We start from the raw sequence: 14,367 nt of genomic DNA on the forward strand, positions 1-14,367 counted from the left end.
TTTTCTTTGGCTACATAACTCTTTGACTGGGACATGGGGACTCCTAATTTCCTACTTCTAGAAAATTATATCAAATTCATCTCCTCAAGTTGCGTATTGACACCAAAACTAATAGTAATATCAAACACAGTATCCCTAAGATAGCTTCAAAATTTATAAAAAAAACACGGTTGAGTTGCCTCGAACCGTGTTCTTGATGATGCAAGTTGAACTTGCTATATGCAGAGGGGTAGCTTAGTTGCTACGCCTGGCTATTAGCCCTGACGCTGCTTATGCTTTGGATTATCGCAGATGATGCGAACTACACCGTGGCGACGTACCACTTTGCAGTTACGGCAAATCTTCTTAACAGAAGCACCAACTTTCATGATATCAACTCCGTTGATGGACGGGCCGTAATGCAAAGTGCTTACGGCCTTAGAAATTAACGTCCGTAATTCCTGAGATTAGCCTTACGCATGATATCACCGTATTGCTGATTCATACGATGACTCTGCAGCTGAGCTACGAAGTCCATGATTACTACAACAATAATCAGTAATGAAGTACCGCCGAAGTAGAACTGAACATTGAACCAGTTCATAAGCAGCTGCGGGATTAAGCAGACTAATACCATGTAAATCGAGCCAGAGAGAGTCAGACGAGTCATCACCTTATCGATGAATCGTGCAGTCTGCTCACCTGGACGAATACCAGGAATGAAAGCACCACTCTTCTTCAGATTCTCAGCTACTTCGCGTGGATTGAACACCAGTGCGGTATAGAAGAAAGTGAAGAACACAATAGCTGCTGCATAAAGGAGCTCATAAAGAGGCTGACCTGGCTGCAGGAATAAAGAGATTTCCTGAAGCACATTAGCAACAGCATTCTCACCTTGACCAAACCATGAAACAATGGTGCCTGGGAATAAAATGATCGAGGAAGCGAAAATCGCTGGGATCACACCAGACATATTGATCTTTAAAGGTAAGCTGCTTCGTGGTTGTGAATAAATACGGTTGCCCATCTGGCGCTTAGCGTACTCAATTGAGATTCTACGCTGTCCACGCTCGACGAACACGACGAAGAAGGTAACTACGACCACTACCACGCCGATGATCAGCAGTGCGATGGTGGATAAATCACCTTGACGTGCTTGCTCGAATGTTGAGGCAAGTGCTGCAGGTAAGCCTGCAACAATACCAGCAAAGATAATTAAAGAAATACCATTGCCAATACCACGCTCGGTAATCTGCTCACCAAGCCACATTAAGAACATTGTGCCGGTAACTAAGGACACGGTAGTTACAAAGTAAAAACCGAAGCCTGGGTTGTCTACTAAACCTGGCATCATGTTAGGAATACCGGTAGCAATACCGACAGCCTGTAATGTTGCTAAGAATAAAGTAGAGACACGAGTGTACTGTGTGATCTTGCGTCTACCTGACTCACCTTCTTTACGAAGTTCAGCTAAGGTAGGGTTAATCACTGCCAATAATTGGATGATAATCGACGCAGAGATATACGGCATGATACCTAATGCCAGCACTGATGCACGCTCTAAAGCGCCACCGCTGAACATATTGAACATACCGATGATGGTTCCGCTCTGATCATCAAAAAGTCGCTGAAGAACGTCAGCATTGACACCAGGAACAGGAATGTAAGAACCAAGTCTGAACATAATCAGACCGATTAATACGAAGAGCAAACGGGAACGAAGTTCGCCGTTGCCACCATTAGCCTGAGCCTGTGCTTCGCGACCCTTTTCCAGGAGCGATTTTCTAGCCATGCAAATCTCCAAAAGAGCGCACTACGTGCGCTCCGCGATTACTTGTTCTTGGCAGCTAACTTTTCAGCCTTGTCCTTCTTTGCCGGCTTTACGATACCGGTAGCAGCAAGCTTGTCTTGCAGAGCCTTCTGCTTAGCAGCAGAACGGGCAGCAGACTTCTCACGACGAGCAGCTGCAGCTAAGGTGTATGAAGCGATCTCAACAGAGCCACCAGCAGCCTCAATGGCAGCCTTAGCACCGCGAGTAACAGCTAAACCCTTAACCTCAACCTTACGAGTGAAGTTAGGAACCTTAGAAAGAACGATCTTAACGTACTTAATCTTCTTAGAGATTAAGCGAGCCTTTAAGAGGCTTGCCATGTCAACTACATCACCCTCAACGCGGTTTAAGTCGTTGAGTAAAACTTCTGCAGTAATGTCAGACTTTGGTGAGTAGAAGCCAAACTTAGGCAGGCGAATCTTTAAAGGCATCTGACCGCCTTCGAAACCTGGGCGGACATTTGGGCTCTTACGAGCACCTGAACCCTTGATACCACGACCACAGGTCTTGCCTAAACCAGAGCCGATACCGCGACCAACGCGAACGTGCTTGCGGTGTGAGCCCTCAGCAGGCTTAAGAGTATTCAGACGCATTATTGTTACTCCTCAACCTTAATCATGTAGCTAACCTTGTTGATCATACCGCGAACAGAAGGAGTGTCCTCGAGCTCAACAGTGTGACGAATGCGACGTAAACCTAAGCCGCGAATAGTAGCAACGTGATCAGGCTTGCGGCCGATGATGCTGCGTACTTGGGTAACTTTGATGGTTTTCTTCTCAGCCATTTTTTACTCCAAGATTTCCTTAACAGAGAGACCACGCTTTGCAGCGATCTGCTCAGGAGTACGTTGAGAAGCTAAGGCAGCAACAGTAGCACGAACTACGTTGATTGGGTTGGTTGAACCGTAGGTCTTAGCCAGAACGTTACGTACACCAGCAACCTCAAGAACAGCACGCATAGCGCCGCCGGCAATAATACCAGAACCTTCTGAGGCAGGCTGCATGTAAACCATAGAGCCTGAGTGCTCGCCCTTAACAGCGTGGAACAGGGTGCCGTCGTTTAAAGAAATGTTCTTGTTAATGTTACGACGAGCCTGCTCAATTGCCTTCTGAATAGCAGCAGGAACTTCTGAAGCCTTGCCGTAGCCATAACCAACGTGACCGTTGCCATCACCAACTACAGTTAAAGCGGTGAAAGAGAAGATACGACCACCCTTAACCACTTTAGCTACACGATTAACGGCAACCAGCTTCTCCTGAAGCTCGCCTGCCTGAGTTTCATCTTTGTGTTGCATTTAACTACACTCCTAGAACTTGAGGCCAGCTTCACGAGCAGCGTCAGCTAATGCTGCAACACGGCCGTGATACTTATAACCGGAACGGTCGAAAGCAACGCTCTCAACCTTAGCTGCTAAAGCACGCTCGGCAACAGTCTTGCCAATCAGCTTAGCTGCATCGATATTACCGGTGTACTTGAGCTCCTTAACCAGATCCTTTTCTAAGGTGCTGGCAGTAGCTAAAACGTGGCTGTCCTTGTCAATAATCTGAGCGTAGATGTGACGAGGAGTACGGGTAACGACGAGGCGAGTAACACCCAACTCGTGCATCTTAGCGCGTGACTTGGTAGCACGACGGATGCGAGATTGTTTCTTATCAAACATGGTTTTTACCTCAATCCTTACTTCTTCTTGGCTTCCTTGATACGCACTACTTCATCAGAGTAGCGAATACCCTTGCCCTTGTATGGCTCAGGTTGACGGTATGCACGAATGTCAGCAGCAACCTGACCTAAGAGAGCCTTATCGAAGCCCTTCAGGACGATTTCGGTCTGTGATGGGGTCTCACAAGTAATTCCCTCAGGAAGCTCGTGATCGATTGGGTGAGAGAAACCTAAAGCAAGATTTAATACCTTGCCCTTAGCCTGGGCACGGAAACCCACACCAACTAAGTTCAGCTTCTTCTCGTAGCCCTTATCAAGACCTACTACCATGTTCTGCAGTAAAGCACGGGTAGTACCAGACTGCATGTTAGCCTCAGCAGAATCGTCAGCAACGTTTACCTTTAAAGCGTTGTCAACGAACTCAACCTTTACTAAAGGATGAATGTTCAGCTGTAACTGGCCCTTCTTGGATTTAACGGTGATTAACTGGCCGTCGATGGAGACCTCGACGCCTTGAGGAACTAAAACTGGTTCCTTCGCAATACGTGACATGTCCCCTCCTATTATGCGACGTAGCAGACGACTTCGCCGCCTAAACCGTCCTTACGGGCGGCACGGTCGGTCATGAGGCCCTTTGAGGTTGAGATAACCGCAATGCCTAAGCCGTTCATAATGCGTGGAAGATCACGGCACTTCTTGTAGATGCGCAGACCAGGACGTGAAACGCGCTGGATCATCTCTACTACTGGCTTACCCTCGTAGTACTTAAGGCCGATCTCTAATACCTTTTTGGTATCGCCGCTTACGTTAACAGAGGCAATGTAGCCCTCTTTTAACAGCAGGTTAGCGATAGCAAGCTTTTGCTTGGAGGAAGGCATGGACACCATTACCTTGCCGGAAGCCTGGCCGTTGCGAATACGGGTCAGCAAATCCGCGATTGGATCTTGCATGCTCATGTGTTTCTCTCCTCTTACCAGCTGGCCTTGTGAAGACCAGGAATTTCACCGCGCATCATGTGCTCACGGAGCTTGATACGGCATAAGCCGAACTTGCGCAGGTAACCATGTGGACGACCAGTCTCAGCACAGCGGTTGCGCTGACGGCATGGGCTTGAATCGCGTGGCAGTGCAGCTAAAGCCTGAACTGCAGCAAAACGCTCTTCGTCAGAAAGAGAAACAGAGGAAATCTTTGCTTTGAGCTCTTGACGCTTTGCGAAGTACTTGTTTGCAAGGCGCTCTCTCTTGAGCTCGCGGTTCTTCATTGAAGTCTTAGCCATTTAGGTTCGTCCTAATTACTTAGCCTGAGTGCGGAATGGGAACTTGAAAGCCTCTAATAAGGCACGACCCTCTTCATCAGTCTTGGCAGTGGTAGTGATGGTAATGTCAAGGCCACGAATAGTGTCAACCTTGTCATAGTCGATCTCAGGGAAGATGATCTGCTCGCGGACACCCATTGAATAGTTGCCACGACCATCAAAAGACTTGGAAGATAAACCACGGAAGTCGCGGATACGTGGGATAGAGATTACGATTAAACGCTCTAAGAATTCCCACATGCGCTCACCACGTAAAGTTACCTTACAACCGATTGGGTAACCCTCACGAATATGGAAGCCCGCTACAGACTTGCGAACCTTGGTGATTAATGGCTTCTGGCCGGTAATTGCGGCCATATCGCGTGCTGCGTTCTCAAGAACCTTCTTATCAGCAACAGCCTCACCGACACCCATGTTAAGGGTGATCTTCACAATCCGAGGGACTTGCATGACTGACTTGTAACCAAACTTTTCAGACAAAGCTTTGATTACTTCCTGCTTGTATTGATCATGCAGTTTCGCCATCGTTATTACTCCTGATAAAAACTGCTATTAAGCCTTGTTAGGGATGATTTCGTTGTTAGACTTGAAGAAGCGAACCTTCTTACCATCTTCAAAACGGAAACCAACCTTGTCGGCCTTGCTAGTGGATGGGTTGTAGATTGCAACGTTAGAAACGTCGAGTGGGGCTTCCTTCTTAACGATTTCGCCCTGGACGCCAGCCTGTGGATTGGCCTTAACGTGCTTAGTTACGAGGTTAACACCCTCGACTACTACTTTGTGCTCTTTGGTAAGAACGCTGATAACCTTACCGGTCTCGCCCTTTGACTTACCTGCGATCACAATAACTTCATCATTGCGGCGGATTTTCGCTGCCATGTTTTAGACCCCTTAAGATTAGAGTACTTCCGGAGCTAAGGACACGATCTTCATGAACTGCTCACCGCGAAGTTCACGGGTAACAGGTCCGAAAATACGGGTGCCAATTGGCTCGTGCTGGCCGTTTAATAAAACAGCAGCGTTGCTATCAAAGCGAATTACGGAGCCGTCTGCACGACGTACGCCCTTCTTGGTACGTACAACTACGGCGTTAAGTACATCGCCCTTCTTGACCTTGCCGCGTGGGATTGCTTCTTTGACAGACACCTTGATGATGTCGCCAATAGCAGCATAACGGCGGTGAGATCCACCAAGGACCTTAATGCACATTACGCTACGAGCACCCGAGTTGTCAGCAACGTCGAGCATGGTTTGCATCTGGATCATTTAAAATGCTCCAAGGTTATAAAGACAAAATTTCCCCTCTCTATAAAGTAAGAGGGCGCTGAATAGTACCATGAAAATTAAGAAACTGCAAGTTTTGTGTAGCATATCTCAGTTTTTAAGATCTTTACTTAAGCTTAATATGCTTGTGATCTCTTTTACATATGCCGTTTATACATACTTCAGAGCAAAATAAATTTATCTTGCGCTTACAGAGCAAGAAGATCATAAAAATGGTTTTAGCTACCTTATAAACATAAGGAGAGTTTCTTAGTCTCATGCTTAAAATAAAAAGGATCTTGTAGACAAGCCACAAGATCCTTTTTATCAATTAAACACGTTAAGTGTTCTTGATATTACTCTGCCTTCTCAATGACAGATACTAAGGTCCAAGCAATGGTCTTAGCAACTGGACGGCACTCACGAATCTCAACGAAATCGCCAGTACGTGCCTCGTTGTTTACGTCCTGTACGTGGAACTTAGTGGTACGCTTTAAGATCTTGCCGTAGATTGGGTGCTTAACACGACGCTCTACTGCAACAACACAAGCCTTCTGCATCTTATCGCTAACAACGCGACCACGGAGGGTGCGTGCTACCTTTGAAGTGTTCTGAGTATCAGACATTTAGCACTACCTCTACTGTGCGCTCTCAGCGCGAAGCTTCTCTGACAGGATGGTGTTTACACGAGCTATGTCGCGACGAACCTTACGCATGTTGTCAGTGCTTGCAAGCTGATTCAGCTTGTGCTGGAAACGGAGATTGAACTGCTCACGCTGAAGGTCTTTAAGTTCAGTCTTAAGCTCTTCAACGGACTTATTACGTAACTCGCTAGCCTTCATTAGATCACCGCCTTACGAACGAAAGTAGTGGTAACTGATAACTTAGCAGCACCTAAACGGAAAGCCTCACGGGCTAACTCCTCAGGAACACCGCTCAGTTCAAACAGAACCTTACCTGGCTGGATTGGGCATACCCAGTACTCAACGGAACCCTTACCCTTACCCATACGAACACCGAGTGCCTTCTGAGTAATTGGCTTGTCTGGGAACACGCGGATCCAAACCTTACCAACACGCTTCATGCAGCGAGTTACAGCACGACGAGCAGCTTCGATCTCACGAGCAGTAATCTGACCACGTGAGGTAGCCTTCAGGCCGTATTCACCGAAGGATACTTCTCCGCCGGCGTAAGCTAAGCCCTCGTTACGACCCTTTTGAGTCTTGCGATACTTTGTACGCTTTGGTTGTAACATTTAAGTGTATCCTCCGTTACTCTGCAGCAGGGGCTTCAGCAGCCTGGGCAGGCTTCTTCTGACCCTGAGCGCGATCGTTACGACCGCCGCGGCGGTTGTTACGAGCACCGTTGTCGTTACGACGACCACGGCCCTTGCGCTCTTGTGCGTTGTCACGCTCGTTGGCTTCTTCCTGGTTTAAAGGCAGCTGGCCTAAAACTTCACCCTTGAAGATCCAAACTTTAACGCCGATAACACCGTAGGTGGTAACTGCCTCAGATAAAGCGTAGTCGATGTCAGCACGTAAGGTGTGAAGTGGAACACGACCCTCACGTAACCACTCTGAACGAGCGATTTCTGCACCGCCTAAACGGCCAGAGACTTCAACCTTGATACCCTTGGCACCAACGCGCATTGCATTCTGGATTGCCTTCTTCATAGCGCGACGGAACATTACACGACGCTCTAACTGGGAAGCAATAGAGTCTGCAACTAACTTGGCATCGAGGTCAGGCTTGCGAACTTCGCTGATGTTAACCTGAGCAGGAACACCTGCGATCTCGGTAATCTTACGGCGAAGCTTCTCAACGTCCTCACCCTTCTTACCGATAACAATACCAGGACGAGCAGTGTGGATGGTTACACGGATGCTCTTAGCAGGACGATCGATGACGATCTTGGATACAGATGCGTTCTTAAGTTCCTGAGTTAAGTACTTGCGAACTTCGAAATCGCTCTTGATGTTGGCTGGGAAATTAGCAGTTGATGCGTACCAGACCGAGGAGTAAGGCTTAGTGATACCAAGTCTTATTCCAATCGGATTAACCTTCTGACCCATCTTAACTCCTTTTAGCGCTCAGAAACGTAAATGGAAATGTGAGAGGTTCTCTTCACAATGCGATCTGCACGGCCTTTAGCACGTGGCATGATGCGCTTTAAAGATGGACCTTCGTCGATTAAGATGCGAGAAATCACTAACTTGCTGGAGTCCAGACCGTTATTGTTTTCTGCATTGGCGATTGCTGAGTTGAGAACCTTAGCAATTAAAGCAGCAGCCTTACGTGGGCTGAACTTTAATAAGTCATAGGCCTGATCAACTGGCATACCGCGAACTTGATCAGCAACTAAGCGAGCCTTCTGAGCGGAAGTACGAGCAAAGCGATGTACAGCTTTAATTTCAGTCATTGTCCTTACTCCTACTTGCCCTTCTTGTCCGTAGCAGCGTGACCACGGAATGTGCGGGTAGGTGCGAACTCACCCAGCTTGTGACCTACCATTTCATCGGAAACGTAAACAGGTACGTGCTGACGGCCATTGTGAACAGCAATCGTCATACCGATCATGGCAGGAATAATCATTGAACGGCGAGACCAAGTCTTAATTGGCTTCTTATCTGCACCAACGGCAGCCTGTTCAACCTTCTTTAATAAGTGCGCGTCAATAAACGGGCCTTTCTTCAAAGAACGTGGCATGTTATTTCCTCACTAACGATTAACGGTGACGAACGATGTACTTGTCAGTACGCTTGTTCTTACGGGTCTTGAAGCCCTTGCATGGGGTACCCCATGGCGAACGAGGCTGAATACCCTTGTTGCGGCCCTCACCACCACCGTGTGGGTGGTCGATTGGGTTCATGGACATACCACGAACAGTAGGACGTACGCCGCGCCAACGATTAGCACCAGCCTTACCTAACTGACGGAGCATGTGCTCTGAATTGCCGACTTCACCGATAGTTGCGCGACCGTTAGCAAGTACGCGACGCATTTCACCAGAACGCATACGTAAGGTAACGTAGTCACCCTCACGAGCGAGGATCTGGCAGAAAGTGCCTGCTGAACGAGCAAACTGAGCGCCCATACCTGGAACCAGCTCAACTGCGTGAACATTGGTACCAACTGGGATGTTGCGCATTGGTAAAGCGTTACCTACCTTGATAGGTGCGCCTTCACCGCTCATGATCTTGTCGCCAGCCTTTAAGCCCTTAGGAGCTAAGATGTAACGACGCTCGCCATCAGTGTATAAAACTAAGGCGATGTTAGCTGAACGGTTTGGATCGTATTCGATACGCTCAACACGACCTTCAACGCCATCTTTCTGACGCTTGAAGTCGATTAAACGATAACGCTGCTTGTGACCGCCGCCGATGTGACGGGTAGAGATGTGACCGTAGTTATCACGACCACCAGTCTTACGCTTCTCAACAGTCAGAGCTGGGAAAGGACCACCCTTCCACAGATCAGGATTCTTGATCTGAATAACGTGGCGACGACCTGCGGAGGTTGGCTTGGTCTTAATGATAGCCATTAGTTGCTCTCCTTCTCAGCTGCCTGAGCTGTAAAGTCGATAGTTGAGCCTTCTTTCAGGGTAACGTAAGCCTTCTTCCAGTCGGAACGAACGCCGATACCGTGAGCTGAACGGCGCTTCTTACCCATTACGTTAAGGGTACGAACGCTATCCACCTGCACGTTGAAGATAGTCTCAACAGCCTGCTTGATTTCGTGCTTATCAGCATCCTTAACTACCTTGAAAACAAAGGTGTTATTTAACTCAATAGCACGAGTGCTCTTCTCAGTAATAATAGGTGCGCGAAGGATGTTCATTAAACGAGAATGCATCATTTGGTGATATCCTCCTCAACCTTCTTGAGAGCTGCAGCGGTAATTAATACCTTGTCGAAGCCTACGAGATTTACAGGGTTGAATGAAGCAGTACCTGGCTGGCAAACTTCAACCTTGTAAAGGTTACGAGCGGCTAAGAATAAGTTCTCGTCAAACTGCTCAGTAACAATCAGAACCTGCTTTAACTCGAGGTCCTTTAACTTGTTAACTAAAGTCTTGGTCTTGTGATCCTCTAACTTTAAGTCCTCAACGACAACTAAACGGTCCTGACGAACTAACTCAGAGAGGATGCTGCTCATAGCAGCACGGTACATCTTACGATTGACCTTCTGTGACCAATCCTGTGGCTTAGCAGCGAAAATGGTGCCACCAGCACGCCAGAGTGGAGAACGAGTTGAGCCTGCACGAGCGCGACCAGTGCCCTTCTGACGGAAAGGCTTCTTACCGCCGCCAGATACCTCAGAGCGGGTCTTTTGTGCCTTGGTTCCGGCACGAGCGGTACTTAGGTAAGCAACAACTACCTGATGTACCAGCGCCTCATTGAACTCGCGACCAAAGGCACTTTCAGATACCTCCAGTGGCTTACCGGCGCCAATCATCTTTAATTCCATGATTCCTTTACCTCAGGTTAAGCTTTAACACTTGGCCTTACGATCAGATCCCCGTTATTGGCACCTGGAACAGCGCCCTTTACGAGGAGCAGGTTGCGCTCAGCATCGATACGTACGAGATCGAGACACATAACAGTGACGCGCTCGCCGCCCATGCGGCCGACCATCTTCTTACCCTTGAACACACGGCCTGGAGTCTGGTTTTGACCAGTAGAACCAGGAACACGGTGAGAACGGGAGTTGCCGTGAGTAAAGTCCTGAGTGCGGAAGTTATAGCGCTTTACGGTACCAGCAGTGCCCTTACCCTTTGACTGGCCAGTGACATCTACCTTCTTAACACCTTCTAAAGCGTCTACCTTGATCTCAGAGCCAACTTGATAAGCCTCAAGCTCGGATGGCTCTAAACGAAACTCCCATAAGCCGCGGCCTGCTGCCACACCAGTCTTAGCAAAGTGACCAGTCTCAGCCTTGTTCATACGGGATGCTTTACGCTCGCCGGTAGTAACCTGAATTGCGGTGTAACCGTCGGTCTCTAAATTCTTAACCTGGGTTACACGATTAGCCTCAACCTGGATTACGGTAACTGGAACTGACTTACCGTCCTCGTTGAAAACGCGGGTCATTCCAAGCTTGCGGCCAATTAAACCGATTGACATTGTAATTCCCCCTAACGCTAGCGAAGGCTAATCTGTACATCAACACCAGCAGCAAGGTCTAAACGCATTAAAGCGTCTACAGTCTTTTCTGTTGGCTCCACGATGTCTACTAAACGCTTGTGGGTACGAATTTCGTACTGGTCACGAGCATCCTTGTTGACGTGTGGGGAGATGAGGATAGTGTAGCGCTCCTTGCGGGTTGGGAGCGGGATCGGACCGCGTACTTGAGCGCCAGTGCGCTTAGCAGTCTCAACGATTTCAGCAGTCGAATGATCGATTAATCTGTGGTCGTAGGCCTTGAGGCGAATCCGAATTCTTTGGTTCTGCATTACAGACTCCGAAAATAAAAAGAACATGTAGACACATGCCTTCCTGCTCAATTCCCTATGAAATCAAACAAGAGGACGGTCTAACTAAAAGATTCTCCCAAAATTAGGGAGTGTACCGCAGCCACGGCATGTAGCCGGAGGGCTGGACTGTGCTATCAGCTTATATACCACTGTGACGTGGCGCACAGATTTTGTGGCGCTTATTATACAGATATTTCTGCCATTAGCAAGAACTTCTTACAAAAATTTTCTATCAATAAGATCCTTATTGCGCCACAGTAACAAAAAAGGCGTCAAGCTTGCGCACGACGCCTTTTTTGTCATCTAGACAACCACTATATTATTTACGTAAGGAGGTTGCGATGAAGTCCTTGAGGTCTGCCTTAGCAATAGCACCAATGTGCTGTCCTACAACCTCGCCACCCTTAATAACTAATAAAGTTGGGATGGACATAACCTTGTAGTTAGTTGCAGCGACCTGGTAGTCATCGATGTTGATCTTGCAGATCTTTACATCGTCCTGCTCAGAGGCAAGCTCATCAAGGATTGGGCCAACCATACGGCATGGGCCACACCACGGTGCCCAGAAGTCGAGCAGTACTGGCTTATCGGACTTGAGAACCTCAGCCTCAAAAGTATCATCAGTCAGATGTACAATCTTGTCACTCATAAATCTACTCCAGTGATAATTATGCTGTTGCTAATCTTAGCATACTGCAAACATTCAATTCATAACTAGCCGCGCATTTGACAAATAAAAGCAACATCATCGCTAGATGACTCAAGCTTATTAGTTGTGCTGCCTTTATATTCACATTACACGGTGCGACTTCAGATCCTAGCAAATTCAAAATTATTGTGTTTAATAAAACTTTACCAAGTTCATGAACTATGTAACTAGAACATCTATAGAGTACTATAAAACGAGAACCCTGTAAAATAACGCTTTCTGGCTTTTAATTGCTAAATTTATTAAGATAAAATAGATAGTTCAATTAGCTTTACAGATGAACTATCATGTGCTAATATAAACCTTGATTATTTATCCGAAATTTTAATGAGGATTATAACCATGGTGCCAGAGCATGTAAGAGCAGTTAGCCGACCTGTAAACACAGTTGTTGTTGACTCAAAATCAAAAGGTGCTAAGCGTTATCTAGTTAGAGAAAGGGCGGGGTACAAAACTTCAAAAGGACATTACTCTGGACCTAGGAATGGCAAAGTCATTGGATACATAATCGATGGTGCGTATGTTCCTAGACAAGAGGAGATAAAGCGAGTAACACAAAGCTCTCGCTCAGTTATGCAGTATGGAGCCCCAGCGTTCGTAGCAAACAAGTGCAAGGATATACATCAAGACTTGCTCTTATGCTTTGATCCTGAAGATGCTAACCGCATTATGACCATTTCCTCATTGAGAGTAATTGACCCAGGTATAGCTTGTAATCGTTACCTTTCAAAAAGTCAGGGCTCATTCTTGTCGGTCTTCTATCCTTGCGTGGGACTCACAAAGAACGCGGTATCTCAGTTTATACAGCATCTTGGCATGAGTATTGAGGCACAGAAGAATTTCTATGGTTACAGACTTGCTCATGTTGCAGAGAGCCAGAATATCTTTATTGATGGTGTCCTAAAACAAGATACTGGTAATAATGACCTCTCTAGAGATTCTGCTAAGACACACCTTAAAGGTCATAAAGAAATCTCTGTAATCTATGCATATAGCCACGATATGCAGGAGGTAATTTGCTCAAAAGCTTACCAAGGCAACATGCTTGACTCTAAAGCGTTCAGAGACTTTGTTAAGAGCAACAACGTCACCAAAGGAGTTCTTGTCTGTGATAAAGGCTTTCCTGTAAGTAAGATTAGGAATCTCCTTGAACAATACCCTGATCTGCACTACATCTCACCGTACAGACGCAATGCCAAGGTGATTGATGAGCTTAACTTGTGTTCATATGAACAATGCGCAACATTGTCTAGTGGCGTGAATGTCCTTTGTAAGAAGGTATCTTTGCCTAATGGTAAGTACCTCTTCAGCATAAGAGATATGTCACGAGCATCGTTAGAACAGAATGGCATGATTCATAAAGGACTTAAGAACAATGGTACTTTCGATGGTGAAGAGTACTCAAAGAAGCTACTTAAGATGGGAATGATTGTGTTTGAGTCTGACCTTGACTTATCGCCTCTAGATATTCTTAATCATTACGATAATAGATGGTGGTTAGAGACCGTATTCGACTTATACAAGAACACATTAGACCTCGATATTACTAGAGTTCAGTCACGTGAATCTGTCATAGGTAATGAGTTCATTAACTTTGTTGCAACACTCATAGCATGCAAGTTAAGAAATGCCATGAATGACATGGATAAGCTATACGGCAACGACGGTTCTACATTTGCCTCTAGAATGTCTGACCTTAGAGATGTCTACAGGGCGGTCAATGCCCCGGCTAACGTTTTCATAGATGATGGTCACTGGGTTTTGCCTGCATCAAATGCCTCATTTACACTTATGGCAAGGCTTGGCTTAGTTGATGACCCTTCTGGAGAACTAACTAAACTTCCAAAGAATCGTGAGTCAAAAGCGCAAAGTAGCAAGAATGAATCACCATCAACTAATGTCACAGACAATCAACATGAGGCTAATAACGTCTATGCAGTCTTAAAAGACAATGCTCATCAAACCATAGTGTCTGATGGTATTGAAACTGCAAAGGATAGCGGCGCAAAAAGAGGCAGAGGACGACCTAAAGGCAGTCTAAACAAGAAAACCATCGAGGCTATGAAACAAGGCCTTATAGTACAGGATGCTCCTAAAAGAGGTCGTGGACGACCAAAAGGCAGTCTAAACAAGAAAACC

The 14,367-nt window shown here is 46.7% G+C and carries 24 protein-coding genes and 1 pseudogene; 1 reads left to right on the forward strand and 24 read right to left on the reverse strand.

Going from position 1 to position 14,367, the window contains the following annotated elements:
• Positions 1-254 precede the first annotated feature (254 nt).
• The 24 genes and pseudogenes from rpmJ to trxA form a co-directional block, all read right to left on the reverse strand.
• The gene (gene rpmJ, locus H524_RS0110430) at positions 255-368 is read right to left on the reverse strand and encodes a 50S ribosomal protein L36 (RefSeq protein ID WP_027940176.1); all 114 of its coding nucleotides are present in this window, start codon (positions 366-368) and stop codon (positions 255-257) included.
• Positions 369-424: 56 nt separating this feature from the next.
• Complete coding sequence (secY, locus tag H524_RS0110435; RefSeq protein WP_425387388.1) at positions 425-1,753, reverse strand: preprotein translocase subunit SecY; 1,329 nt, start codon at positions 1,751-1,753, stop codon at positions 425-427.
• Positions 1,754-1,968: 215 nt separating this feature from the next.
• Positions 1,969-2,403, reverse strand: a pseudogene (gene rplO, locus H524_RS0110440) (50S ribosomal protein L15); the annotation flags it as partial.
• Between the two features lie 5 nt (positions 2,404-2,408).
• Entirely contained in the window at positions 2,409-2,594 is a 186-nt protein-coding gene (gene rpmD / locus H524_RS0110445; protein WP_027940179.1) for a 50S ribosomal protein L30, read from the reverse strand.
• 3 nt (positions 2,595-2,597) lie between these two features.
• Positions 2,598-3,104 carry a 30S ribosomal protein S5 gene (gene rpsE / locus H524_RS0110450; protein WP_027940180.1) on the reverse strand — a complete coding sequence of 169 codons (507 nt, stop codon included), beginning with the start codon at positions 3,102-3,104 and terminating at the stop codon, positions 2,598-2,600.
• Positions 3,105-3,116: 12 nt separating this feature from the next.
• Positions 3,117-3,470, reverse strand: a complete 354-nt coding sequence (gene rplR, locus H524_RS0110455) for a 50S ribosomal protein L18 (RefSeq protein WP_027940181.1) — start codon at positions 3,468-3,470, stop codon at positions 3,117-3,119.
• Between the two features lie 17 nt (positions 3,471-3,487).
• Positions 3,488-4,021 carry a 50S ribosomal protein L6 gene (rplF, locus tag H524_RS0110460; protein ID WP_027940182.1) on the reverse strand — a complete coding sequence of 178 codons (534 nt, stop codon included), beginning with the start codon at positions 4,019-4,021 and terminating at the stop codon, positions 3,488-3,490.
• 11 nt (positions 4,022-4,032) lie between these two features.
• Positions 4,033-4,425, reverse strand: a complete 393-nt coding sequence (gene rpsH / locus H524_RS0110465) for a 30S ribosomal protein S8 (RefSeq protein ID WP_027940183.1) — start codon at positions 4,423-4,425, stop codon at positions 4,033-4,035.
• A gap of 14 nt (positions 4,426-4,439) precedes the next feature.
• On the reverse strand, positions 4,440-4,745 hold the full coding sequence (gene rpsN / locus H524_RS0110470) for a 30S ribosomal protein S14 (RefSeq protein ID WP_027940184.1): 306 nt from the start codon (positions 4,743-4,745) through the stop codon (positions 4,440-4,442).
• Between the two features lie 15 nt (positions 4,746-4,760).
• Positions 4,761-5,309 (reverse strand): 50S ribosomal protein L5, encoded by a 549-nt coding sequence (gene rplE, locus H524_RS0110475; protein WP_027940185.1) that lies wholly within the window; start codon positions 5,307-5,309, stop codon positions 4,761-4,763.
• Positions 5,310-5,336: 27 nt separating this feature from the next.
• Complete coding sequence (rplX, locus tag H524_RS0110480; RefSeq protein WP_027940186.1) at positions 5,337-5,663, reverse strand: 50S ribosomal protein L24; 327 nt, start codon at positions 5,661-5,663, stop codon at positions 5,337-5,339.
• An 18-nt stretch (positions 5,664-5,681) separates the two neighbouring features.
• Positions 5,682-6,050, reverse strand: a complete 369-nt coding sequence (gene rplN / locus H524_RS0110485; RefSeq protein WP_027940187.1) for a 50S ribosomal protein L14 — start codon at positions 6,048-6,050, stop codon at positions 5,682-5,684.
• A gap of 353 nt (positions 6,051-6,403) precedes the next feature.
• On the reverse strand, positions 6,404-6,673 hold the full coding sequence (gene rpsQ / locus H524_RS0110490; RefSeq protein WP_027940188.1) for a 30S ribosomal protein S17: 270 nt from the start codon (positions 6,671-6,673) through the stop codon (positions 6,404-6,406).
• 12 nt (positions 6,674-6,685) lie between these two features.
• Entirely contained in the window at positions 6,686-6,889 is a 204-nt protein-coding gene (gene rpmC / locus H524_RS0110495; RefSeq protein ID WP_027940189.1) for a 50S ribosomal protein L29, read from the reverse strand.
• Positions 6,889-7,302 carry a 50S ribosomal protein L16 gene (gene rplP, locus H524_RS0110500; RefSeq protein ID WP_027940190.1) on the reverse strand — a complete coding sequence of 138 codons (414 nt, stop codon included), beginning with the start codon at positions 7,300-7,302 and terminating at the stop codon, positions 6,889-6,891. Before rplP ends, rpmC begins: the two co-directional genes overlap by 1 nt.
• A 16-nt stretch (positions 7,303-7,318) precedes the next feature.
• Positions 7,319-8,119 (reverse strand): 30S ribosomal protein S3, encoded by an 801-nt coding sequence (gene rpsC, locus H524_RS0110505; RefSeq protein ID WP_027940191.1) that lies wholly within the window; start codon positions 8,117-8,119, stop codon positions 7,319-7,321.
• An 11-nt stretch (positions 8,120-8,130) separates the two neighbouring features.
• Positions 8,131-8,466 carry a 50S ribosomal protein L22 gene (rplV, locus tag H524_RS0110510; protein WP_027940192.1) on the reverse strand — a complete coding sequence of 112 codons (336 nt, stop codon included), beginning with the start codon at positions 8,464-8,466 and terminating at the stop codon, positions 8,131-8,133.
• Positions 8,467-8,477: 11 nt separating this feature from the next.
• On the reverse strand, positions 8,478-8,753 hold the full coding sequence (gene rpsS / locus H524_RS0110515) for a 30S ribosomal protein S19 (protein ID WP_027940193.1): 276 nt from the start codon (positions 8,751-8,753) through the stop codon (positions 8,478-8,480).
• A 19-nt stretch (positions 8,754-8,772) separates the two neighbouring features.
• The gene (gene rplB / locus H524_RS0110520) at positions 8,773-9,588 is read right to left on the reverse strand and encodes a 50S ribosomal protein L2 (RefSeq protein ID WP_027940194.1); all 816 of its coding nucleotides are present in this window, start codon (positions 9,586-9,588) and stop codon (positions 8,773-8,775) included.
• The gene (gene rplW / locus H524_RS0110525) at positions 9,588-9,902 is read right to left on the reverse strand and encodes a 50S ribosomal protein L23 (protein WP_027940195.1); all 315 of its coding nucleotides are present in this window, start codon (positions 9,900-9,902) and stop codon (positions 9,588-9,590) included. Before rplW ends, rplB begins: the two co-directional genes overlap by 1 nt.
• A complete protein-coding gene (gene rplD / locus H524_RS0110530; RefSeq protein ID WP_027940196.1) occupies positions 9,899-10,513 on the reverse strand; it encodes a 50S ribosomal protein L4 in 615 nt (204 codons plus the stop codon). Before rplD ends, rplW begins: the two co-directional genes overlap by 4 nt.
• A 17-nt stretch (positions 10,514-10,530) precedes the next feature.
• A complete protein-coding gene (gene rplC, locus H524_RS0110535) occupies positions 10,531-11,169 on the reverse strand; it encodes a 50S ribosomal protein L3 (RefSeq protein WP_027940197.1) in 639 nt (212 codons plus the stop codon).
• Between the two features lie 17 nt (positions 11,170-11,186).
• The gene (rpsJ, locus tag H524_RS0110540) at positions 11,187-11,498 is read right to left on the reverse strand and encodes a 30S ribosomal protein S10 (protein WP_021890106.1); all 312 of its coding nucleotides are present in this window, start codon (positions 11,496-11,498) and stop codon (positions 11,187-11,189) included.
• Between the two features lie 340 nt (positions 11,499-11,838).
• Complete coding sequence (gene trxA / locus H524_RS0110545) at positions 11,839-12,168, reverse strand: thioredoxin (protein WP_027940198.1); 330 nt, start codon at positions 12,166-12,168, stop codon at positions 11,839-11,841.
• A 402-nt stretch (positions 12,169-12,570) separates the two neighbouring features.
• Here trxA and H524_RS0110550 point away from each other — a divergent pair.
• A partial coding sequence (locus H524_RS0110550) for a transposase (RefSeq protein WP_027939442.1) occupies positions 12,571-14,367 on the forward strand: 1,797 nt, incomplete at its 3' end.

Origin of the sequence: Anaerobiospirillum succiniciproducens DSM 6400, from assembly GCF_000482845.1 — a bacterium.
GTDB lineage: Bacteria > Pseudomonadota > Gammaproteobacteria > Enterobacterales > Succinivibrionaceae > Anaerobiospirillum > Anaerobiospirillum succiniciproducens.

Bases quoted from the DNA above. Each gene is read 5' to 3' on its own strand.
- rpmJ (WP_027940176.1), bottom strand. From the start codon at position 368: ATGAAAGTTGGTGCTTCTGTTAAGAAGATTTGCCGTAACTGCAAAGTG.
- rpmD (WP_027940179.1), bottom strand. From the start codon at position 2,594: ATGGCTGAGAAGAAAACCATCAAAGTTACCCAAGTACGCAGCATCATC.
- rpsE (WP_027940180.1), bottom strand. From the start codon at position 3,104: ATGCAACACAAAGATGAAACTCAGGCAGGCGAGCTTCAGGAGAAGCTG.
- rplR (WP_027940181.1), bottom strand. From the start codon at position 3,470: ATGTTTGATAAGAAACAATCTCGCATCCGTCGTGCTACCAAGTCACGC.
- rplF (WP_027940182.1), bottom strand. From the start codon at position 4,021: ATGTCACGTATTGCGAAGGAACCAGTTTTAGTTCCTCAAGGCGTCGAG.
- rpsH (WP_027940183.1), bottom strand. From the start codon at position 4,425: ATGAGCATGCAAGATCCAATCGCGGATTTGCTGACCCGTATTCGCAAC.
- rpsN (WP_027940184.1), bottom strand. From the start codon at position 4,745: ATGGCTAAGACTTCAATGAAGAACCGCGAGCTCAAGAGAGAGCGCCTT.
- rplE (WP_027940185.1), bottom strand. From the start codon at position 5,309: ATGGCGAAACTGCATGATCAATACAAGCAGGAAGTAATCAAAGCTTTG.
- rplX (WP_027940186.1), bottom strand. From the start codon at position 5,663: ATGGCAGCGAAAATCCGCCGCAATGATGAAGTTATTGTGATCGCAGGT.
- rplN (WP_027940187.1), bottom strand. From the start codon at position 6,050: ATGATCCAGATGCAAACCATGCTCGACGTTGCTGACAACTCGGGTGCT.
- rpsQ (WP_027940188.1), bottom strand. From the start codon at position 6,673: ATGTCTGATACTCAGAACACTTCAAAGGTAGCACGCACCCTCCGTGGT.
- rpmC (WP_027940189.1), bottom strand. From the start codon at position 6,889: ATGAAGGCTAGCGAGTTACGTAATAAGTCCGTTGAAGAGCTTAAGACT.
- rplP (WP_027940190.1), bottom strand. From the start codon at position 7,302: ATGTTACAACCAAAGCGTACAAAGTATCGCAAGACTCAAAAGGGTCGT.
- rpsC (WP_027940191.1), bottom strand. From the start codon at position 8,119: ATGGGTCAGAAGGTTAATCCGATTGGAATAAGACTTGGTATCACTAAG.
- rplV (WP_027940192.1), bottom strand. From the start codon at position 8,466: ATGACTGAAATTAAAGCTGTACATCGCTTTGCTCGTACTTCCGCTCAG.
- rpsS (WP_027940193.1), bottom strand. From the start codon at position 8,753: ATGCCACGTTCTTTGAAGAAAGGCCCGTTTATTGACGCGCACTTATTA.
- rplB (WP_027940194.1), bottom strand. From the start codon at position 9,588: ATGGCTATCATTAAGACCAAGCCAACCTCCGCAGGTCGTCGCCACGTT.
- rplW (WP_027940195.1), bottom strand. From the start codon at position 9,902: ATGATGCATTCTCGTTTAATGAACATCCTTCGCGCACCTATTATTACT.
- rplD (WP_027940196.1), bottom strand. From the start codon at position 10,513: ATGGAATTAAAGATGATTGGCGCCGGTAAGCCACTGGAGGTATCTGAA.
- rplC (WP_027940197.1), bottom strand. From the start codon at position 11,169: ATGTCAATCGGTTTAATTGGCCGCAAGCTTGGAATGACCCGCGTTTTC.
- rpsJ (WP_021890106.1), bottom strand. From the start codon at position 11,498: ATGCAGAACCAAAGAATTCGGATTCGCCTCAAGGCCTACGACCACAGA.
- trxA (WP_027940198.1), bottom strand. From the start codon at position 12,168: ATGAGTGACAAGATTGTACATCTGACTGATGATACTTTTGAGGCTGAG.